The 18,958-nt window shown below is 70.2% G+C and carries 12 protein-coding genes; 8 read left to right on the top strand and 4 right to left on the bottom strand.

Annotation, left to right across the window (positions count from 1 at the left end):
- A partial coding sequence (locus ACWDVB_RS38865) for an iron ABC transporter permease (RefSeq protein ID WP_451612043.1) occupies positions 1-2,029 on the top strand: 2,029 nt, incomplete at its 5' end.
- A 43-nt stretch (positions 2,030-2,072) separates the two neighbouring features.
- Here ACWDVB_RS38865 and ACWDVB_RS38860 read toward each other — a convergent pair.
- Complete coding sequence (locus ACWDVB_RS38860) at positions 2,073-3,590, bottom strand: MFS transporter (protein WP_451514058.1); 1,518 nt, start codon at positions 3,588-3,590, stop codon at positions 2,073-2,075.
- A 197-nt stretch (positions 3,591-3,787) separates the two neighbouring features.
- Between ACWDVB_RS38860 and ACWDVB_RS38855 the strand changes: the two genes are divergently transcribed.
- The 5 genes from ACWDVB_RS38855 to ACWDVB_RS38835 are packed head-to-tail and all read left to right on the top strand — an operon-like array spanning position 3,788 to position 10,831.
- On the top strand, positions 3,788-5,599 hold the full coding sequence (locus ACWDVB_RS38855; RefSeq protein ID WP_451514057.1) for an IucA/IucC family protein: 1,812 nt from the start codon (positions 3,788-3,790) through the stop codon (positions 5,597-5,599).
- A gap of 12 nt (positions 5,600-5,611) precedes the next feature.
- Positions 5,612-7,150, top strand: a complete 1,539-nt coding sequence (locus tag ACWDVB_RS38850) for a pyridoxal phosphate-dependent decarboxylase family protein (RefSeq protein WP_451514056.1) — start codon at positions 5,612-5,614, stop codon at positions 7,148-7,150.
- Complete coding sequence (locus ACWDVB_RS38845; RefSeq protein WP_451514055.1) at positions 7,147-8,931, top strand: IucA/IucC family protein; 1,785 nt, start codon at positions 7,147-7,149, stop codon at positions 8,929-8,931. Before ACWDVB_RS38850 ends, ACWDVB_RS38845 begins: the two co-directional genes overlap by 4 nt.
- Positions 8,928-9,518, top strand: coding sequence for a GNAT family N-acetyltransferase (locus ACWDVB_RS38840; protein WP_451514054.1), 591 nt, complete (start codon positions 8,928-8,930; stop codon positions 9,516-9,518). Before ACWDVB_RS38845 ends, ACWDVB_RS38840 begins: the two co-directional genes overlap by 4 nt.
- Positions 9,515-10,831, top strand: coding sequence for a lysine N(6)-hydroxylase/L-ornithine N(5)-oxygenase family protein (locus ACWDVB_RS38835; protein ID WP_451514053.1), 1,317 nt, complete (start codon positions 9,515-9,517; stop codon positions 10,829-10,831). Before ACWDVB_RS38840 ends, ACWDVB_RS38835 begins: the two co-directional genes overlap by 4 nt.
- Positions 10,832-11,582: 751 nt before the next feature.
- On the opposite strand, the gene ACWDVB_RS38830 is transcribed toward ACWDVB_RS38835, so the two are convergent.
- On the bottom strand, positions 11,583-13,124 hold the full coding sequence (locus ACWDVB_RS38830; RefSeq protein ID WP_451514052.1) for an alanine/glycine:cation symporter family protein: 1,542 nt from the start codon (positions 13,122-13,124) through the stop codon (positions 11,583-11,585).
- Between the two features lie 349 nt (positions 13,125-13,473).
- On the opposite strand from ACWDVB_RS38830, the gene ACWDVB_RS38825 reads away from it, so the two are divergent.
- A complete protein-coding gene (locus ACWDVB_RS38825) occupies positions 13,474-14,967 on the top strand; it encodes a serine/threonine-protein kinase (RefSeq protein WP_451514051.1) in 1,494 nt (497 codons plus the stop codon).
- 743 nt (positions 14,968-15,710) lie between these two features.
- Positions 15,711-16,238 carry a 2'-5' RNA ligase family protein gene (locus ACWDVB_RS38820; RefSeq protein WP_451514050.1) on the top strand — a complete coding sequence of 176 codons (528 nt, stop codon included), beginning with the start codon at positions 15,711-15,713 and terminating at the stop codon, positions 16,236-16,238.
- Positions 16,239-16,350: 112 nt separating this feature from the next.
- Here ACWDVB_RS38820 and ACWDVB_RS38815 read toward each other — a convergent pair whose 3' ends face one another.
- Positions 16,351-16,791, bottom strand: a complete 441-nt coding sequence (locus ACWDVB_RS38815; RefSeq protein WP_451514049.1) for a hypothetical protein — start codon at positions 16,789-16,791, stop codon at positions 16,351-16,353.
- A 277-nt stretch (positions 16,792-17,068) separates the two neighbouring features.
- Positions 17,069-18,412: an endonuclease domain-containing protein gene (locus ACWDVB_RS38810; protein ID WP_451514048.1), complete on the bottom strand. Its 1,344-nt coding sequence runs from the start codon at positions 18,410-18,412 to the stop codon at positions 17,069-17,071.
- Positions 18,413-18,958 lie beyond the last annotated feature (546 nt).

Below are 18,958 nucleotides of genomic sequence, written 5' to 3'. Positions count from 1 at the left end.
CCCACGAGCGCAGCTCGTGGGCGGCGGCCTGTCCCTCGTCCTGTGCGTGATCGGCGTGGTCCACCTCGGACTTGGAGCGTCCGGGGTGGGGATCGGCGACATCGTCGCCCTGCTCCTGGGCCACGGTGATCCCCGCACCGAGGACATCCTGGTCGGCAGCCGACTGCCCCGTACCCTGACCGGTCTTGTCGTCGGCATCGCGCTCGGCGTCTCCGGAGTGCTCGTCCAGGGAGCGACCCGCAACCCCCTGGCGGCCCCCGACACACTCGGTGTGAACGCCGGAGCGTACTTCGCCGTGGTGCTCGTGGCCTTCACCGGCGTGAGCCTGGGCCCGATTCCCGCCGGAGGCGCGGCGTTCCTCGGCGGGCTCCTCGCGGTCGCCGTGGTCTACCTGCTGACCAGCGGCGGTGTCCTGACGCCCGGACGGGTGCTGCTCGCCGGGGCGACTGTCGCCCTGGCCGCCACCTCGGCCGCCGAGTTCCTGCAGATGCTCGACGTGCAGGCCACCCGCGGGCTGTTCTTCTGGGGCAACGGCACCCTGATGCAGTCCGGTCTGGAACGGCCGCTCACACTCGGCGTGGTCGTCGTCGCCGGTGCGCTGATCGCGCCGTTCCTGGCACGCCCGCTGGACCTGCTGGCGCTCGGCGACGAAACGGCCCAGGCGATGGGCGTACGCGTCGAACGCATCCGCCCCGCTGCCTTCCTCGTCGCCGTACTGCTGTCCGCCGCAGCCGTCTCTCTCGCCGGCCCGATCGGCTTCGTCGGACTGATCGGCCCGGTCATCGTGCGGCAGTTGGGCATCCGCAAGCACGCGCTGCTCATTCCGATGGCGGCGTTGCTGGCCTCCGCGCTCGTGCTCGGCGCCGATGCGGCCGCTCAGCTGATCGTGTCGCCGTCCGCCACTCAGCCCGCGGAGATTCCGGTGGGTGTGGTCACGGCGCTGATCGGCGGCCCGGTCTTCATGGCGCTGGCCCGCCGGGTGAGTACCGGCGACGCCGACACAGGTGCAGCGGTCGTGGTCTCCGACCAGCGCCGCGCCCCGAGCTACGCCGTCGCGCTCGGCGGCGGGCTGATCGCCCTGGCCGTCGCGATGGTCGTCTCGCTGAGCGTCGGCGATGTCGAGATCAGCTGGAGCCAGCTCGGTGCGGCGGTGTTCGGTTCCGCGGAGCAGATCACCGAAGCGGTGGTGTCCTACCGGCTGCCGCGCATCCTGGTGGCCGCCCTGGCCGGGGCATGCCTGGCGGTCGCCGGGGCCGCGGTGCAGGCGGTCGTACGCAATCCGCTGGCCGAACCGGGGCTTGTCGGCGTGACCGGCGGGGCTTCCCTCGGCGCGATCGCGGTCATCCTCGTCGTCCCCTCGGCGCCGGTGGCCGCCCTGCCCGCCGCGGCGGGAATCGGGGGCGTACTGATGCTCGCTCTCGTGGTGCTCGTGGCCAGAGGCACCGCAAGCGGCGGCCGAAGCGGTTTGGACCCGACACGGGTGGTCCTGGTCGGCCTCGGCGCGGCCGCCACCTCGATGGCCCTGGTGAACATCATGGTGGTCGGCGCGCAGATGAACATCTCGTCCGCGCTCGGCTGGCTCGCCGGCAGCACGTATGCCCGGGACTTCTCCGCGCTGGGCTGGCTCGCCCTGCCCGCCCTGGCCGCGGTGCTGCTCGTGGTCGCCGCGCGGCCGGTGAACCTGCTCTCCCTCGGCGAGGAACTGCCACGTGCACTCGGGCTCGAACTGGGTCGCGCCCGGCTCCTCGTCCTCGGCGCGGGCGCCGTGCTGGCTGCCGGTACGGCAGCGGCGGTCGGCGCGGTCGGCTTCGTCGGCCTTGTTGCCCCGCATCTGGCCCGGCGCATCGTCGGCAACAGCACCGCGCGCATGGTGCCGATGGCCGCGGTGCTGGGAGCGGTGCTGGTCGTGTCCTCGGACGCCCTCGGCCGCTGGCTGCTCGCCCCGACAGAGATCCCGGTGGGCATCGTCACCGCTCTGGTCGGCGCCCCCTACCTGGTGTGGCTGCTGCGCCGGACCCGGGACCTCTGACTCAGGAGGTCTGCATCAGTAGGTTCGCATCAGGAGATCCGGATCAGGAGGTCTGAGCGATACGGGACCCGGGGCGCTCCGCGGTGCCGCTGATGGCCTCCGCCTCGGCCCTGAGCGTGCGTGCGGCCAGCACGCCGATCAGGCAGACGAGAGCGGAGGCCAGGCAGACGGCGGTGAAGGCGCCGGAGAAGGCCGACCGTGCGAGTGGCTGGAGCGCGGGGTCGAGGAGCTCGAACCGCCCGGTCTCGACAGCTTCCCGCAGCGGCGTGGCGGCACCAGGACCGTCACCCAGGCGGTCCTCCAAGCGGGCCGAGAACATGGCTCCAAAGACAGCGATTCCGGTCGCGGTGCCGAGCGGGTAGCAGGCGTTGGTCAGCCCGGAGGCCATCCCGGCCCGGTCGGCGGGCGCGGCGCTCACCGCCACGCCCATCAGCGGCGGGAAGATGACGGCCCCTCCGATACCGAGGAGAACCAGACCGGTGGCCGTGGCGGCCGAGCTGCCGCTGCTTGCGCCGGCGGCGGCCAGAGCGATCAACCCCAGTCCTTGTGCCGCGAAGCCACCGGCCACCAGGACGTCGGGAGGAAACACCTTCTGCAGGCGGGCGACGAACAGCCCGGTCAGGAGCAGACTGCCCGTCAACGGCAGGAGGTGCAGGCCGACTTCCAGGGGGGAGTACGCGTGTGTGCTCTGCAACCACAGCGTGACGAAGGCGAGGACGCCGAGACTGGACAGCCGGGCAAGGAATCCCAGCACCGCGGCGCCGGAGAACGCCCGAATGCGCAGCAACGTCATGTCGATCAGGCCGTCGCCGCGGCGCTGACTGGCCACGAGGGCCACGGCCAGTACGACGCCGACGACCGCCGAGAGCAGCACCTCCGGCGCCGCCCACCCGACTTCGGGGCCGGTGACCAGCGGATAGTGGAGCGCCAGGAGCGCGCCGACGCCGAGCACCGCGCCCAGCGGATCGATACGGCGACGGGTGTCGCGCGGCGCCGCCGATTCGGGCATACGGGCCAGCGCTCCGGCCACTACCAGGATCCCGATGGGCACATTGACCAGGAAGATCCACCGCCATCCGAGTACCTGGACGAACACCCCTCCGACGATGGGGCCGAGCGCGCCGGCCGCCGAGGCGATGGCGGCGAACGCGGCTATCGCGGCCTGGCGGCGGGCGCCCTCGTAGGTGGCGGCGATCAGGGCGAGCGTCGGAGCGAACACCATGGCGCCGCCCAGCCCTTGGGCGGCGCGGGCGGCGATGAGGGTGTCGGCGTCCGGCGCCAGACCGCATGCGGCCGAAGCGAGCGTGAACAGCGCCATTCCGGCGGTGAACACGGTCCGGCGGCCTATTCGGTCGGAGAGCGCGCCCGCGGTGAGCAGCAGAGCCCCGAACGCCAGCGAGTACGCCGACACGGTCCACTGCACCCTGCCCAGCCCGGCCTCCAGGTCCCGAGCGATATCGGACAGGGCGACGTTCACGACGGTCACGTCCAGGGTCATCATCACGCCACCGGCGCTGACCAGAGCGAACGTCCATCGGGGGGTGCGACGGCAGGAAGGCACCGCTGATTACCTCCAATTGAGGCCAGATGGCGGTCAACCTCAGGCCGTCGAGCCGACATGACGACACGTCGGTGAGCAACTGGCGCTCTCTGGCTGGATGTTGACCTTGTTCATTAGGTAAGGCTAACCTAATATAACCCTGCTCGGACGTCCAGGCGTTCGAGCGCAGTGCCCCAGACAGACATCGGAGCTGCCTGATGCCCAACCCCGCCGACCATCCCGTGCCCGCGCTGCCCGACGTGGCCCCCGCGGCCTGGCGGGAAGCCAACCGACGGCTTCTCGCCAAAGCGATAGGCGAGTGGTGTTTCGAGGACATGCTCAAGGCGGCCGACACCAGCGACGGCGGTTACCGCGTCGACCTCGACAGCGGCACCACCTACGCGTTCAACGCCACGCCGGGTGCGTTCGGCTGGCTGCGCGTCGACCCGGAGTCGATCACCCGCACCGCCACCAGCATGCTCGGCAACGCCATCGCCCAACCTGCCTGGGATGCCCAGCAGTTCCTCATGGAGGCGGCCTCGACGATCGGAAGCGACCCGTCCACCATCGCCACGTACTTCACCGAACTCTCCGCCACCCTGGCCGTCGACGCCGCACGCATCACGCACGGCGGTGAAACCGTGGCCGAGATGCGCGCGCTCGGCCACACGGAGCTGGAGTGCCGCATGACCGGGCACAACCTGCTCGTCGCGAACAAGGGACGGATCGGCTTCTCGGCCACCGACGTGCGCCAGTACGCCCCCGAGTCGGCGCAGGAGCTGAAGCTCCAGTGGGTGGCTGTCCACCGTGGCCTCGCCGAGTTCCGTGGCACCTCGGAACTGTCCGAAGAAAGCCTTCTGGCAAGGGAATTGGACGAAGTGGCCCGGGCCCGCTTCACCGCGGTCCTGGCGGAGGCCGGGGTCGACCCGAAGGGCTATGTGTGGATGCTGGTGCACCCCTGGCAGTGGGATCACGCCGTGCAGATCCTGCATGCCGCCGACGTGGCACAGCGCCGCATCATCCCGCTGGGCGAGAGCCCGGACGCGTACCTGCCGGGCCAGTCCATCCGTACGATGGCCAACGCCTCCACGCCCGAGCGGTACGACGTCAAACTCCCGCTGAAAATCCTCAACACCCTTGTCTGGCGCGGGATACCGCCGCACTGCACGATGGGTGCGCCCGTCGTTACGCAGTGGCTGCGCGGGCTGGTGGAGCGCGACGCGTTCCTGACCGACGAATGCCGGACCGTGTTCCTCGGCGAGGTCGCCTCAGTGACCGTGCGCCACCCCTACCTCTCCAAGCTCGAAGACGCTCCGTACCAGCACCTGGAGACGCTCGGCTGCATCTGGCGTGACTCGGTGTCGGCGCGCAAGGACCCGGACGAGCGAGTCCGTACCTTCGCCTCACTGCTGCACGTCGACAACGCGGGTGACGCGTTCGTCGCCGAGCTCGTCCGCGCGTCCGGCCTGGACCCGCAGGAGTGGCTGCGGCGCCTCTTCGACACGCTGCTCGTGCCGATCATGCACGTGCTGTACCGCTACGGGGTCACGTTCAACCCGCACGGGCAGAACACGCTGATCGGGTACGACGAGAGCGACGTACCGGTCCGCCTGTACCTGAAGGACTTCGTCGACGACGTGTGCGTGTCCTTCACCGACGTGCCGGAACGCGGCCCGGAACCGGACGGACACGACCACGTCCTGCCCCGCAAGCACCCCTCGATCATCCGCCAGCACGTGGTGGATCAGGTGTTCGTAGGCCACTTCCGCTACCTCGCGCCGCTCTGCGCCGACCAGCTGGGCGTACCGGAGAAGACGTTCTGGCAGCTGGTGCGGCAGACGATCCTGGACTTCCAGAAGCGGTTCCCCGAGCTCGCGGAGCGGTTCGTCGAGTACGACCTGCTCACGCCCGAGATCCCCCGGTACGGCCTCAACCGCGACCGGATCGTGGTCACCCGCTACGGCGACCGCGCCCTGCGCCACGCGCTGTACCCCAACGGCACGCACCCCAACCCGCTGGCTGAAGGCTGAGGAGTACAGGCCGTGACACCGCTGACCGAAACACGACCTCTGCCGGCCCCCTTCCCGCCATCCCTGCTCGCCGGTTCCCGTGAGGGCCTCGCCGAGGTCCTCGCCACCCTCGCCGAGGCGATCGACGCCGCGTCGACCGCCCGCCGCCCGGACGGACCCATCCCGGCGGGCACCCCGGCCGAGGTGCTCGCCGCCGCCTCCGAGGCGCTGGGGGCGGCCGAGCTCCCCGCCGAAGGGCTCGGCACCAAGGCCGCGCTCCAACTGCTGGCCACCGTGCTGGTGGAACACGGCATCGACTTGTCCCACCCCCGGGCAGCCGCCCATCTGCAACCGCCGTCGCTGGCGGTCGCGGTCGCCGCGGACACCCTGGCGAGCGCCGGCAACGCGTCGCTGGACACCTATGACTCCGGCCCCTCGGCCATCGCGGTCGAACGCTGGCTCATCGGTGTACTGATCCACCTGGCCGGTCTGGGTGAGCGCGCCGACGGCGTTCTCACCCCCGGCGGCTCTCTGTCCAACCTGATGGGGCTGCTGCTCGCCAGGGACGCCGCCGCCCACCGGCGTGGCATCAACGCCCGCGAGCACGGGGTGGCAGCGCTTCCGGGCCCGGTGGTGTTCTGCTCCGAACTCGCCCACTTCTCCACCCACCGGGCCTGCGCCGCCCTCGGACTGGGCGAGGCCGCCGTGCATCCGGTGCCGGTCGACGAGCGCCGGCGCATGCGGCCCGAGGCACTCGCCGCCGCCCTGGACGCACTCGGCCCCGACCAAACGCCGATCGCGGTGGTCGCCACCGCCGGGACCACGGACTTCGGCTCCATCGACCCGCTCCCGCAGATCGCCGAGATCGCCGCAGGGCACGGCATGTGGATGCACGTGGATGCCGCCTACGGCTTCGGCGCGCTGTTCTCCGATCGCCTTGTCGGCCGCCTGGCCGGTCTGGAGCTCGCCGACTCGGTCACCCTCGACCTGCACAAGGTCGGCTGGCAGCCCGCCGCCACCAGCGTGCTTCTGGTGTCCGACACCACCGCCTTCACCGCGCTCGATCGTGAAGTCGCCTACCTCAACCCGACCGACGACTCCGAGGCCGGTTACGACGGCCTGCTCGGCCGCAGCCTCCAGACCACCCGCCGCCCCGACGCGGTGAAGGCCGCCGCCACCCTCCTGACGTACGGCCGCACCGGCATGGGACGCATGGTCGACACCTGCCACGACCTCGCCCGCCACGCCGAGCGGCGCATCATCGCCGAGCCCGAGCTTGAACTGGTTGCCCCGGCGGAACTGACCACGGTGGTGTTCCGCTACCGGAGCACGGACATGTCGGTCTCCGACGAACTCAACGGTGACCTGCGCCGACGGCTGCTGGAATCCGGCAGCGCCCTCATCGGGCGCACGGAGGTCGAGACCGCCGGACCCGGCTCGTCGAAGCAGGTGTGCCTGAAGTTCACCTTGCTCAACCCCACCGCCACCACCGACGACATCGACGGTCTCGTGGACACCGTCCTCGACGCCGGCCGCACCTGTGAACGACTCACCGAGGAGGGCGCCGCATGAGCATCACCACCACGGCGGCAACCACCCAGGCAGACCCGCTGCACGGACTGGACGCCCGAGGCGCCGCCGAACACGCCCACATCGAGGCGCTGCTCCGGTGCTGGCTGCGCGAGACCGGCACACCCGTCACTCCCGGTCCGCTCCGGGTCGAGCTACCCACCGCCGGACTGGCACTCGTCACCGAGGTGACCCACTGCTCGCCCACCGGTTGGCACCGGTTCGCCCCCGCCCGCCTGGAGGGACCCGGAGGGCCGCTCGGCGACATCGCCGACCCCGTGACGGCGGTCGCGCTGCTGTCCACCGAGGCAGCGGTACGCGGTGGCAGCCGCCCCGGCGGTGTCCCGGCCGGTGAGGTCGCCGACCTGGTGGAGCGCACCGCCGAGTCCGTACGCCGCGTCGCCACCTTCATCTCCGACCGCCGGGCGCACCCGAAGCCGCCGCCCGACGTGGACGGCTTCCTCGACGCCGAACAGGCGCTTGTGCTCGGCCACTTGAACCACCCCGCGCCGAAGAGCCGCGACGGCATCTCGGACAACGACGCGGCCGCGTTCTCGCCGGAGCTGCGCGGCTCCTTCCGGCTGCACTGGTTCGCCGCCGACGAGTCGGTCGTCTCGCACGACGCGGTCGACGGAGCCCCCTCCCTGGCCGGCCGCGACACCGTGGCGCTCCTCGCCGACCTGGCCGAACGCCGCGTGGACGACGGCCGGGTACTGGTGCCCGCCCACCCCTGGCAGGCCCGGGACCTGCTGCACCGGCCCCGTATCAAGGCCCTGGTCGCCTCCGGCGTGCTGAAGCCGCTCGGCGAGCTGGGCCCGGAGTGGTGGCCGACCTCCAGCGTGCGCACGCTGTACCGGCCGGATGCCGACGTGATGCTGAAACTCTCCCTCGGCCTGCGGCTGACCAACTCCCGCCGCGAGTCCACCCGTACCGAACTGCGCCGCGGCCTGGAGATCAACCGGCTTCTCGACGCCGGGTACGCGGAGAGTACCTTCCGGGCCCATCCCGGGTTCGCCATCACCCGTGACCCCGCCTGGCTCGCCGTGGACGAACCAGGCCGTCCGCAGGGACCGGACGTGACCGGCCTCGACGTCGCCGTACGCGAGGTGCCGCAGGGCATCGCGGACCTGCGCTGTCTGGTGGGCCTGGTGGCACCCCGCCCCGGCCTCGGCCGCAGCGCACTCGGCGAGCTCGTGGCCAGGCTCGGTACCGGTGCGGCCGAGCAGTGGACGGCCGACTACACCGACCGGGTGCTGGTGCCCATGCTGCACCTGTACGCCGCCACCGGCATCGGCCTGGAGGCCCACCAGCAGAACACCCTCGTCCGGCTGGACGCACAGGGGCAGGTGACCGGCAGCACGTTCCGCGACAACCAGGGCTATTACCTGGCGACTTCCTACCTCCCCGGTCTGCTGAAGCGGCTCGGCGCCGACTCCTCCACACTGGCCGTGGTCGACGACGCCCTCGTCGACGACCGGCTCTCGTACTACCTGTTGCGCAACCAGGCGCTGTCGGTCGTGGGCTGCCTCGCCGTCGACGGCCTTGCCGACGAGCGGGACCTCCTCGCCGTCCTCGCTGACCGGCTGCGCGCGGCCCTTCCCGCGCTCGCCGAGGCCGGGCCCGACGGCGACCGGCTGGCCCGCCGCTGGCTGGAGGCCGACACGCTGCCGTGCAAGGGCAATCTGCTCACCCGGCTGCACGGCATCGACGAAGTCCTCGCACCTCTCGACGCCCAGTCCGTCTACCTCGATGCCCCCAACCCCCTTAAGGAGGTCACAGCATGACGTCATCGGTACAGCACGAGTCGAGCGCCACGATTCCCGGCCCGCCGCTCCCTCACCTGACCGGCCCCTGGTCGGCGCGTGTGGCGCAGGCCGAGGGCGCCGACCTGGACCTCGTCCACGGCTGGATGCAGTCGCCGCACATCGACGCCTTCTGGCACCAGGCATGGCCCCGCGAGCGCTGGGCCGAGGAGATCGCCGGGCACCTCGCGGGCGATGAGATCCTGCCCGTCCTGGTCGACCTGGACGACCGGCCGCTGGCGTACATCGAGGTGTACCGGGTGCTGCGGGACCGGCTCGCCGGCTGTTACCCGTACGGCCCCCACGATCTGGGCGTGCACATCGCCATCGGCGAGGCGAGCCGTACCGGGCAGGGCCTGGGCCGGTCGCTGCTGCGCGCGCTCGCCGAGGGTCTGCTCGCCGCCGACCCCGCATGCGACCGGGTGGTCGCCGAGCCGGACGTGACCAACGCCCCCTCGCTGAAGGCGTTCACGGCCGCCGGGTTCCGCCCGGCCGGCGAAGTCGTCTTCCCCGACAAGACGGCCGCCCTGCTCATCCACCCCCGCCGAGAGGAGGACATGCCCCGATGACCGTACTCATCAGCGAACACGACGTGGTGGCGATCGGCTGTGGCCCCTTCAACCTGGGGCTCGCCGCCCTGGCCTCGACCGTGGACGGTCTCGACCTGGTGGTGCTCGAGGAGCAGCCCGAGCTGACCTGGCACCGCGGAATGATGTTCGGCGACGCCTCGATGCAGGTGAACTTCCTCGCCGACCTCGTCACCCTCGTCGCACCCAGCCACCCCCTGTCGTTCCTCATGTACCTCCACGACATGGACCGGCTCTACACCTTCACCGTCCGCGAGAACTTCTTCCCGTCCCGCCGCGAGTACGAGGACTATCTGCGCTGGGCAGCGGCGAAACTGCCGTCGGTCCGCTTCTCGCACCGCGCCGAGGAGGTCCACTGGGACGCGGCCACCGAGCGCTTCGCCGTGCACGCCGTACGCGGTGACGGAACCCGACTGCGCATGCACGCCCGCAACCTCGTCCTGGGCATCGGCACCGCGCCCTACGTCCCGGAGGCCCTGGCCGGCCTGCCCCCGTCCGCACTGCTGCACACCTCCGACTATCTGTACCGGGCGTCCGACGTGGCGGCCGCCGGGAAGGTCACCGTGGTCGGCTCCGGCCAGTCGGGCGCAGAGGTCACGGTGGACCTGCTGAACCGCAACATCGAGGGCGGGCCGGCGGTGAGCTGGCTGACCCGCACGTCGTCGTTCGCGCCGCTCGACTACACCAAGATGAACCTGGAGCTGACGACTCCGGCGTACATGCAGTACTTCCACTCCCTGCCGGAGGACGTACGCGACCGGCTGGTCGGCGAGCAGTGGCAGTTCTACAAGGGCATCTCCACCGACACCCTCGAAGAGATCCACGAACTGCTCTACCGCCGCCAGCTCGAACACGGCTTGGCCGAGGCGGAACTGCGCTTCGGTATCACCGTCGAATCCGCCGCCATGGACTCCACGGGCCGGGCGGTGTTGACCTGCCGCCACCGCGACACGGGCCAGGTCTTCGAGCACACCACGGACCTTGTCGTCGCGGCGACCGGCTACCGCAACCGTCCGCCCGCCTTCCTTGCACCCATCGAGGACCTGCTCCTGCACGACGTACGCGGCCGTCACCGCGTACGTCTGGACCACTCCGTCGAGCTCGCCGAAGGCGTCACCGGGCGCGTCTTCGTCGCCAACGCTGAGGTCCACTCCCACGGTGTCTCCTCACCGAACCTCGACATCGGCGCCGTGCGCAACGCCACGATCCTCAACGCGATCACCGGCCGGGAGACCTACCGACTGCCGAAGCGCAGCGCCTTCACGAGCTTCGAGGCTCCCCAACAGGCGTCGTAATTCCCGCCGTGGTCGGGGCGCGTGTCCATGTGCATACGAATCCGCACGAAGAGGCCTGAACGACGCGGAAGCCCCGGGCCGCCGACCCGGGGCTGAGGCACGGTTCACGGAGGCCGGCACCCTGGTAGGCCCCAGCCGGATGTGCGTGTGTCGGCGTGAAGCCGCCGCTGGCCGCGCGCCACGAGACGATATCGGTGTCCGACATCTTCCAGCGATGGGGCACCCTGGCATGACGCAGCTCAGCACCTGGCAGGCGAAGCTGAGCGGTACCACTGCGCCCGGCGCGGTGGTACTCATCCGCCTCTATGTCGGCGCGGTCCTTCTGTCCGAGGGCATCCAGAAGTTCCTCTACCTCGACGGGTTGGGCGGGGCCCTTCAGGGTCGGGGGCAGTGCGGGTTGCGGAAGGCCGGGTATCGCGTAGGGCGGTGGCCCCGGCTTGGGGACGGGCGGGCGCCGCGTGGGTGCGCTCGCCCAGGGGGCGTCGGCGGATGCCGAGGCTCGCTCGGGGTAGACCTTGCGGCACCCGGCGAGGTCGCGGGTGAGTTTGGCGCGAACAGGCGGGCATTGACGATCGTGGAGTTCCCGAGGCGGACCGTTGACACGTTCTTTACACCCTAACCGGCCTACGCGCGCCCCCCCAGGCCACATTTTCCCTGCTGGGACACGTGGTTCAGGCATGGCGAGCGGGCCCGTCCACACCAAGGCGTCAGGTGTGGACGGGCCCGTTCCGGAGCCGGGCCGCGGGGGCGGTCAGACGGTGGTCTTCACCGACTCCTGGCTGTCGTCCTCCTTGGGGACCTCACCGGTGTTGCGAGCGCGGACGAACTCCAGGAAGGAGTTCAGCTCACGCTTGACGACCGGGGCGAGGAGGTACAGGCCGATGATGTTGATGACGGCGAGCATGAAGAGCACCGCGTCGGCCATGCCGATCAGGGTTTCCAGCGTCAGCAGGGAGCCCGCGACCGCGAAGAGCGTGTAGAGCACCTTGAAGGTCAGCTCGCTGGCCCTGCTGCGGCCGAAGAGGTACGTCCAGGCCTTGAGGCAGTAGTAGCCCCAGGTGAGCACGGTGGAGATGGCGAACAGCATCACCGCGATCGTGAGGATGTACGGGAACCAGGGCATCACGGTGGCGAAGGCGTCGGAGGTGATGGTGACACCGCCGATGGACCCGCCGTTGCTCTTGCGGGCCTCGACCCAGCTGGCCGGGTTGGCGATGACGATCGTCAGTGCGGTCATCGTGCAGATGACGACGGTGTCGATGAACGGCTCCAGCAGGGCGACCAGGCCCTCGCTGGCGGGGTGCTTGGTCTTGACCGCAGAGTGTGCGATGGGGGCGGAGCCGAGGCCGGCCTCGTTGGAGAACGCGGCCCGCTGGAAGCCGATGATCAGCGCGCCAAGGACACCGCCTGCGACACCGTGAGGGTTGAACGCGCCCTCGATGATCTCGCCGATCGCGGTCGGTACCGCGGAGGCGTGGACCAGGATGACAATCAGGCAGGCCACGATGTAGATGCCGGCCATGGCGGGGACCAGCCGGCTGGTCACATTGGCGATCGAGCGGATGCCGCCGAGCAGCACGATGCCGACGAGGGCGGCGATCAAGATGCCGAAGAACAGCGCACCGGCGGAGGAGCCCATCAAGCCGTTTTCGCCGCCGGTGACGGAGACGAGCTGGGCGTAGGACTGGTTGACCTGGAAGAGGTTGCCGCCGAAGAGGCCGAAGAACAGGATCATGCAGGAGGCGAGGACGGCCAGGATCTTGCCGAGCGTCTTGCCGTTCCTGCCGAAGCGGTCGGCCAGGCCCTTGGGCAGGTAGTGCATCGGGCCACCGGAGACGGTGCCGTCGGCGTGCACCTCGCGGTACTTCACACCCAAGGTGACCTCGACGAACTTGGTGGCCATTCCCAGCAGGCCGCAAAGGATCATCCAGACGGTGGCGCCCGGGCCACCGATGGAGACGGCGACGGCCACGCCGGCGATGTTGCCCAGACCCACCGTGCCGGAGACCGCAGCGGTCAGTGCCTGGAAGTGGTTGACCTCGCCGGCCGACCCCTTCTCGTCGTACTTCCCGCGCACCACGTCGACGGCGAGTTTGAATTTCCTGACCTGCACCAGCCCGAACCAGGTGGTGAAGACCAGACCCGCGATGACGAGCCAGGCAACGATGAGGGGCAGCTGCGTACCGCCGACGGGGACGGAGTAGAAGACGACGTCCCCGAGCCAGGTGGCTATGGGTTCGAAGAAGCCGCTGACGGCCTCGTCGACGGAGGTGGTGATGGAGTCGAGTGACACGGTGGCTACCTCGATGGCGCAGGGCCGGCGCTGGGGGTTGCGCCGGAAGATGTGCGGTCTTTGAGCGAACGCCGTTGTCCGATCGGCGACCCTGGGTTCACGTGCCGCGGACTCGGAAAGTGATCACCCTGGTCGTACTGCCGGTGCGTGCCGGCCGCTCCGGGTTGCGGCGAGGGGTGGTGCCACCTGCGGAGTTGCGCAGTTCTACCACGACTTTTACGAATCCTTTAGTGACGCAGATCACATCACCATGCGTAGTATTCGAAAGTGCCAGCGAACGAAACCAGACCGTTATTCAGATGGCCTGTTCCGTTCATCGGACAGTTGTCCACGATCGCGTCGCAGGTCCATGCCATTCACCGCCGGACAGGGCCGTGAAGCGCGTCCTGTGTACCGCACGGTTGATCACCCGAATCGCCCCAGAAATCGGCATGTACATTGTCTCGTCGTGATCGAAAGCGTGGGCGGGCGAGTCGTCGCCGACAGGTACGTGCTCGCCGACCGGTTGGGCAGCGGCGGTATGGGCACGGTGTGGCGTGCCTGGGATCATCTGTTGCAGCGGACGGTGGCCGTCAAGGAACTCCATGCCGCAGGTGGGGGCGACGAGCAGCAGGCGGCGATGCGGCGTGTGCTGTCGGAGGCGCGGGCGATCGCCCGGGTGACGCACGCGCATGTCATCGACATCTACGATCTGGTGGAGTTCGACGGCGGTCTGTGGATCGTCATGGAACTGGTGCCGGGTGGCTCGCTGAGCGAACGAGTGCGATCGGGCGGGCTGCTGTCACCGGTGGAGACAGCCCGCGTCGGCCTGGAGGTCCTGTCCGCGTTGGAGGCGGTCCACGCGGCCGGTGCGCTGCACCGTGACGTGAAACCGGCCAACGTGCTTCTGCGCGCGGACGGCAGCAGCGTGCTCACCGACTTCGGTATCGCCGCCCTGGCCGGTCACACAGGTCTCACGGGCGCGGGGGGCGCGGTCGGCTCGGCCGAGTACACGGCCCCGGAACGCCTGCGCGATCAACCCGCGGGGCCGGCCAGCGACTTGTTCTCCCTCGGCGTCACCCTGTGTTTCCTTGCCTCCGGGCATACCCCCTTCGCCCGTGGGGACCTCACGGCCACGTCGTTCGCTGTCGCCTTCGAACCACCATCCGTCCACGTCCGGGGACCATTGGGCGAGGTCATCGAGCAGTTGCTGGACAAGGACCCCGTCAAGCGCCCGTCCAGCGCACAGCTCGCAGGCGCGCTGCAGTCGGTAGTCGACGGCGTTCCCCGAACGGTGCAGGCGACACTGCGGCAGCCGGTGCAGCCCGCACGCGCGAACCGCCGGCGCACGGCGCCCGCAGGGGCGAGTCGGCGCCGTACGGCGATCACAGGGGCGATCGCCGTGGTGGTGCTCCTCGCCGGAGCCGGCGTGACCGCATACGTCGTCGGAGACGACTCCGGCTCTGGTTCGCCCGACCAAACCGGGCAGACGTCCACCAATGCCCATACGGTCTCGCGTGTGGATGCGGTGATGCCGGTTCCGGGTGTGCCGGGCAGGTTCTGGGTGTTCTCCGGCAACGAGTACATGGTCGTGGAGGTGGCTGCGGACCCGGCCTCGGCGCGGCGGGTAAGCGAGCCTGCCCCGATCGCGCAGTGGCGCAAGACATTCGGCGGCCTGGACCGCTTCACGAACAAGATCGACGCAGTCCTGCCCGTTCCCGGTGACGACCATCGCTTCTGGGTCTTCTCCGGCGACCAGTACCTGCTCGTCCACACCGCGGGCGACCGCTCCGGCAAAGGCCGCCTCCAACAACCACGCCCCCTCACCGACTGGCCGTCATTGCGGCCGTTCCGAACGGACTGAACCAGCCAGGCCGAACACTTGGCAGGAATACGGCGGTCACAACAGCGCCGAAGCGGTAGGAACCTGTGTCCGCCCCCGTCACAAGAGCTCCCGGCGTCCCGCAGTCACCCCCACCCAGCGTCGCACCGGACGGGACGACCGCCAACCGCGTCCTCGCCGTAGGACGTGCGCCGGTCGACCACGGCTTCGCCCACTTCAAGAACTGGCGGGCCCTCACCAAGCTCTGTACCGACGCCGCCCGCGCCACCTACATCCCGCGCGCCCTGCTCGTGCTGACGAACATGCGATCCACCCATCATCCACTTCGAACATACGTTCCGCCGAGGGGGTTCCGCACCTCAATTCCGCTATGGATAGCAGAAGTTGTTCTGCGGCACGGGCGCGTGAGTGGGATGACCTTAAGAGGCCGTGGTGGCAAAGTTGCTGGCGCCGGCCTGATTTGTTGACCAGGAATTGATGCTGATGGTGATCTTCAGGTGGAACTACGGTGCGTGCGAATAGCCGCTGGTCGCGTGACGGGCGGTTGAGCCGGGCCGTTGGCCGGGGGCGGCCGGGAGCACGTCCGTCAGCTGCACATCCGGCAGTCGCCGGGTGTACAACACCTCCGCGCCAACAGGCCGCGACAAGATCACCAACCAGCCAGCACGTCGGCCGCGACCGCCTCGACCACGCCCAATTCGCTGCCCTCGCCCACCTCCCGGTACAACGCGCGCAGTAGAGGACTGGCCTGCGATGATGACGGCGTGCCAGAGCCAGGGACCACTGCCGTCGTCATTGTCCTGCCCGATGCCGCCCCGCTCCTCGATGCGGCGTGGCGCATCGACCCGGCTCTGGTGCGTCGTGGGGTGCCGGCGCACGTCTCGCTCCTGTACCCGTTCGTGCCGGAATCGGCGCTGACAGACCAGGACGAGAAGGGCGTGCGTTCTCTGGCTGCGAGTTTCCCAGCAGCTGAGCTGCTCTTGGAGGAGGTCGTGACGGAGTCCGGCTTCGTCGCCGTCACCGTTCCGGGACTCCAAACGATCGTCGATGCGTTCCGCACCCAGTGGCCCGGGTCGCGCCCGTACAAAGGCCGCTTCGGGGCGCGACCCGCCGCCCATGTCACGGTCGCCATGGGTGCGGACAACCCGACAGCTGCCGCCCATGTCCGCGCTGCGATCGGCAGCCTGCTGCCGCTGCATACCCGTGCGACCGCGGTCCAGCTGGTGGTGCTGACGGAGGAAGGCTGGCAGCCGCGGTTCACCGTACCGCTCGGCGTCCCGGACGGGCCGTAGGCCGTAGAAACCGCCCGCCATTCCTTCGCCCCTGGTCGCGAACACAGTCGGAGGCCTTCTCCGGCTACCGCGCCCCGGCGTCGGCCGTCTTTCGCTGAGGGGTGATCCCCGATCAGCGGCGGCCGGTGGCCAGGATGACGAGGAACTGGCCGCCGCCCGGCTGGATGTCGGCGGTCACCGGCAGCCCCGGTAGCAGTCGGGAGAACCGGTCCACCAGCCAGTCCGCCGCCTCTTGGGCGTCCTTCCTGGTCGGGCAACGGCCCACCATCTCGCGGCCCCCCTTGCGCTCCAGCCTGTCGCCAACAGCGATCAGCGGCGCGGGTTCGACTACATACAGGCGCTCCGGCCAGGCGATGACCACCTTGACCGCACCCTTGCGGCTATTGCACCCGCGGTGCGCGAGCCGCTCGGTGACCTTGGCCTTCCGGTCGGCGGTCCGGCTGTCGACGCTGGGTCCCCGCGGGTCGTTCACCGACTCGTCGGGGTCGACCGCTTCGTCACACACCCAGCACCGCCAGCCGTCGCGCTCGGCCACATCATCAAGAAGACTCATCCGAGCAAACTAGCCTGCCCGGCCGCCACCCGCGCACCAGGGCCCCGGTCGGCCAACAGCGCTGCGACACCAGGCCGGCTCCATGGACGACGAGTGGTCTCGCCAGCGGCCGACGTCGCGGTGATCTCCCCCAGGTGGAGGCAGAGGCCTTCGCGCGGCGAATAGGCCGGCACCCACTCGGACTGCTGGTAGAAGTCGGTCTGGCCGGACTCCTTCTACGAGATCCGCCACACCCACCGGCTCGCCTCCTCCGGCGGTCTCGACCCCGGCCGCGCGCTCAGAACAGTGCCAGGCCCTCGCCGCTGGTGTCCGTGATGACTGGGCGGGGCCGGTCGGGAAGGCCGTCGAGGCTGTCGGGCCCGGCTGCGGCGGCCACGGCGGGGGCCGTCTCGGCCAACCAGATACCGAACCGCTCGGCGGCTTCGCGGTAGGGGACTTGCGCCAGGATGCGGTGCTCGCCGGAGGGGCAGAGGTCGACGGCGACAGTGAACAGGCAGGAACGGGGTGCCTTCTGGTTGCCCGCCCAGGACACGCGCAGGACGCCGCAGGGCTTGCGTCCACGGGGGGCTTGGTGGGTCGGGCGCAGTGACCGGCAGGCTATGCGGGCGGTCCATGCGGCGAGGTGCGGCAGGGGCAGGGTGGTGCGTGCACGGCAGCCGGGGCAGCGGTGCCAGTGGCGGAGCCAGTCGTCGGTGTCGGTGTGGAAGAGGCGTGCGTAGCGGTTCGCCACGCGGATGTCGTTGCTGTACAGGTGGTCGGGGCGTTCTTGTGTGTTGCAGGACTGGCAGACAGGGGCGCGGACGTAGCCGTGTTCGTGGCAGTGGTCGAGGACGGTGGCGGGCGCGGTGCGGCAGACGGCGCACGCCCACCCAGCCACCCTGCGGGCAGTACCGGGCTTCTTGCTGAGCACCGAGTACAGCTGACCTTCCAGCTCACTGTTGTACGGGCGCAGTGAGGTGACGGGGCCCTGGGGACTCGTCGCTTGCCGGCCACCGGCGTCCTGGGCCTGATGGGGGCGTGCGGGCGGTCCGACGGCTGCGGTTGCCTGGCGGGCCCGCGCGGCTTGCACCCACTGCGTTTCGTTGTGCTCGGCCGCATCCAGCAGCCTGACCACAGCGCGCGGCAGCCACCACGTGCGCTGTGTCCCGTCGCGGTTCCGCTCCACGAGCACCTGGCGCCAGTCGATCCCCGCCAGCTGGTTCGACCGGCCGGCTTCACGTCGTACTGCCCGCTCGGGGCCGCCGCCCAGCTCCTGCAGTTCCCCCGTGATGCGCCGGCGCCAACGCAGGGGCGTTTCCTCGTTGCACTCCTGCCCCCGCGTCCCACGGAACGGACCGATGCGGATCAGGTCGTGGCGGTCCATGCCCACCGCGTTCAGCTCCGCGGCTGCCCGGCGCACCTCGACCTCGTGCACACTCCACCGGCCGCCGTTCGCCCTCACCGTTGCCACCACATGGCCGCCGAGCAGGACGTGCCCCGCCCGGGCATGAGCGGGAGAGCAGGTGAACGCCCCAAAGGCCGTCGGTACAGCGCTGTCAGCCGTCAGCTCGGCCCACAGAGCGTCCGCGGCACTCAGGGTGATCAGGCCGTCCATACGACCGGACATGACACGCTCTGACATACCGACAGACTAACGGCCTACAACACGGCAACCGATCCCCCGAGCGCTTCGATCAGCCGCGCCGCCGCTCGCAACTCCCTCCGCCTGAGTGCCTGGTTCGTCAGCACCTCCGGTGCCCGAATGGAGCCCGAATGGCGAGGGACGAGCGCGTCACAGCCGTCGGACTCTGGTGGCCCGGAGAAGGCCGAGTCTCCACGACGCGCGTTCTCCAGCAGGGCGACGACGGATTCACCACGCCCGCTGACAAGATCCTGGAGCGAGCCGCAGTGCGCGGCTGGGCCGTGGACGCGTCCACGTCGGCAACGAGAACTGCAAAGAGCCCCTGCCGCTCGTGCTGGTCGCGTACCGGGCGCGGCCGGTACGGCGGCAGGGGCCGGTGCGCGCGGGGGGGGCCGGGGCCCGCCCCCTGCGGTGGGGGCCGGGGGGGGGGGGCGCTCGGGGTCCGGCGGGGGGGCGTCCGACCGGGTCCGTGGGCGGGCGTCCGACCGGGCGCGGGAACAGGCATTGGGACGGGCGCGCTCACTCGGTCGTGTAGTAGCGGTAGAA

It is taken from the genome of Streptomyces sp. NPDC003379, from assembly GCF_053589195.1.
The sequence above is the reverse complement of the archived record's forward strand: the minus strand, read 5'-3'. Positions and strand labels throughout refer to the sequence as shown.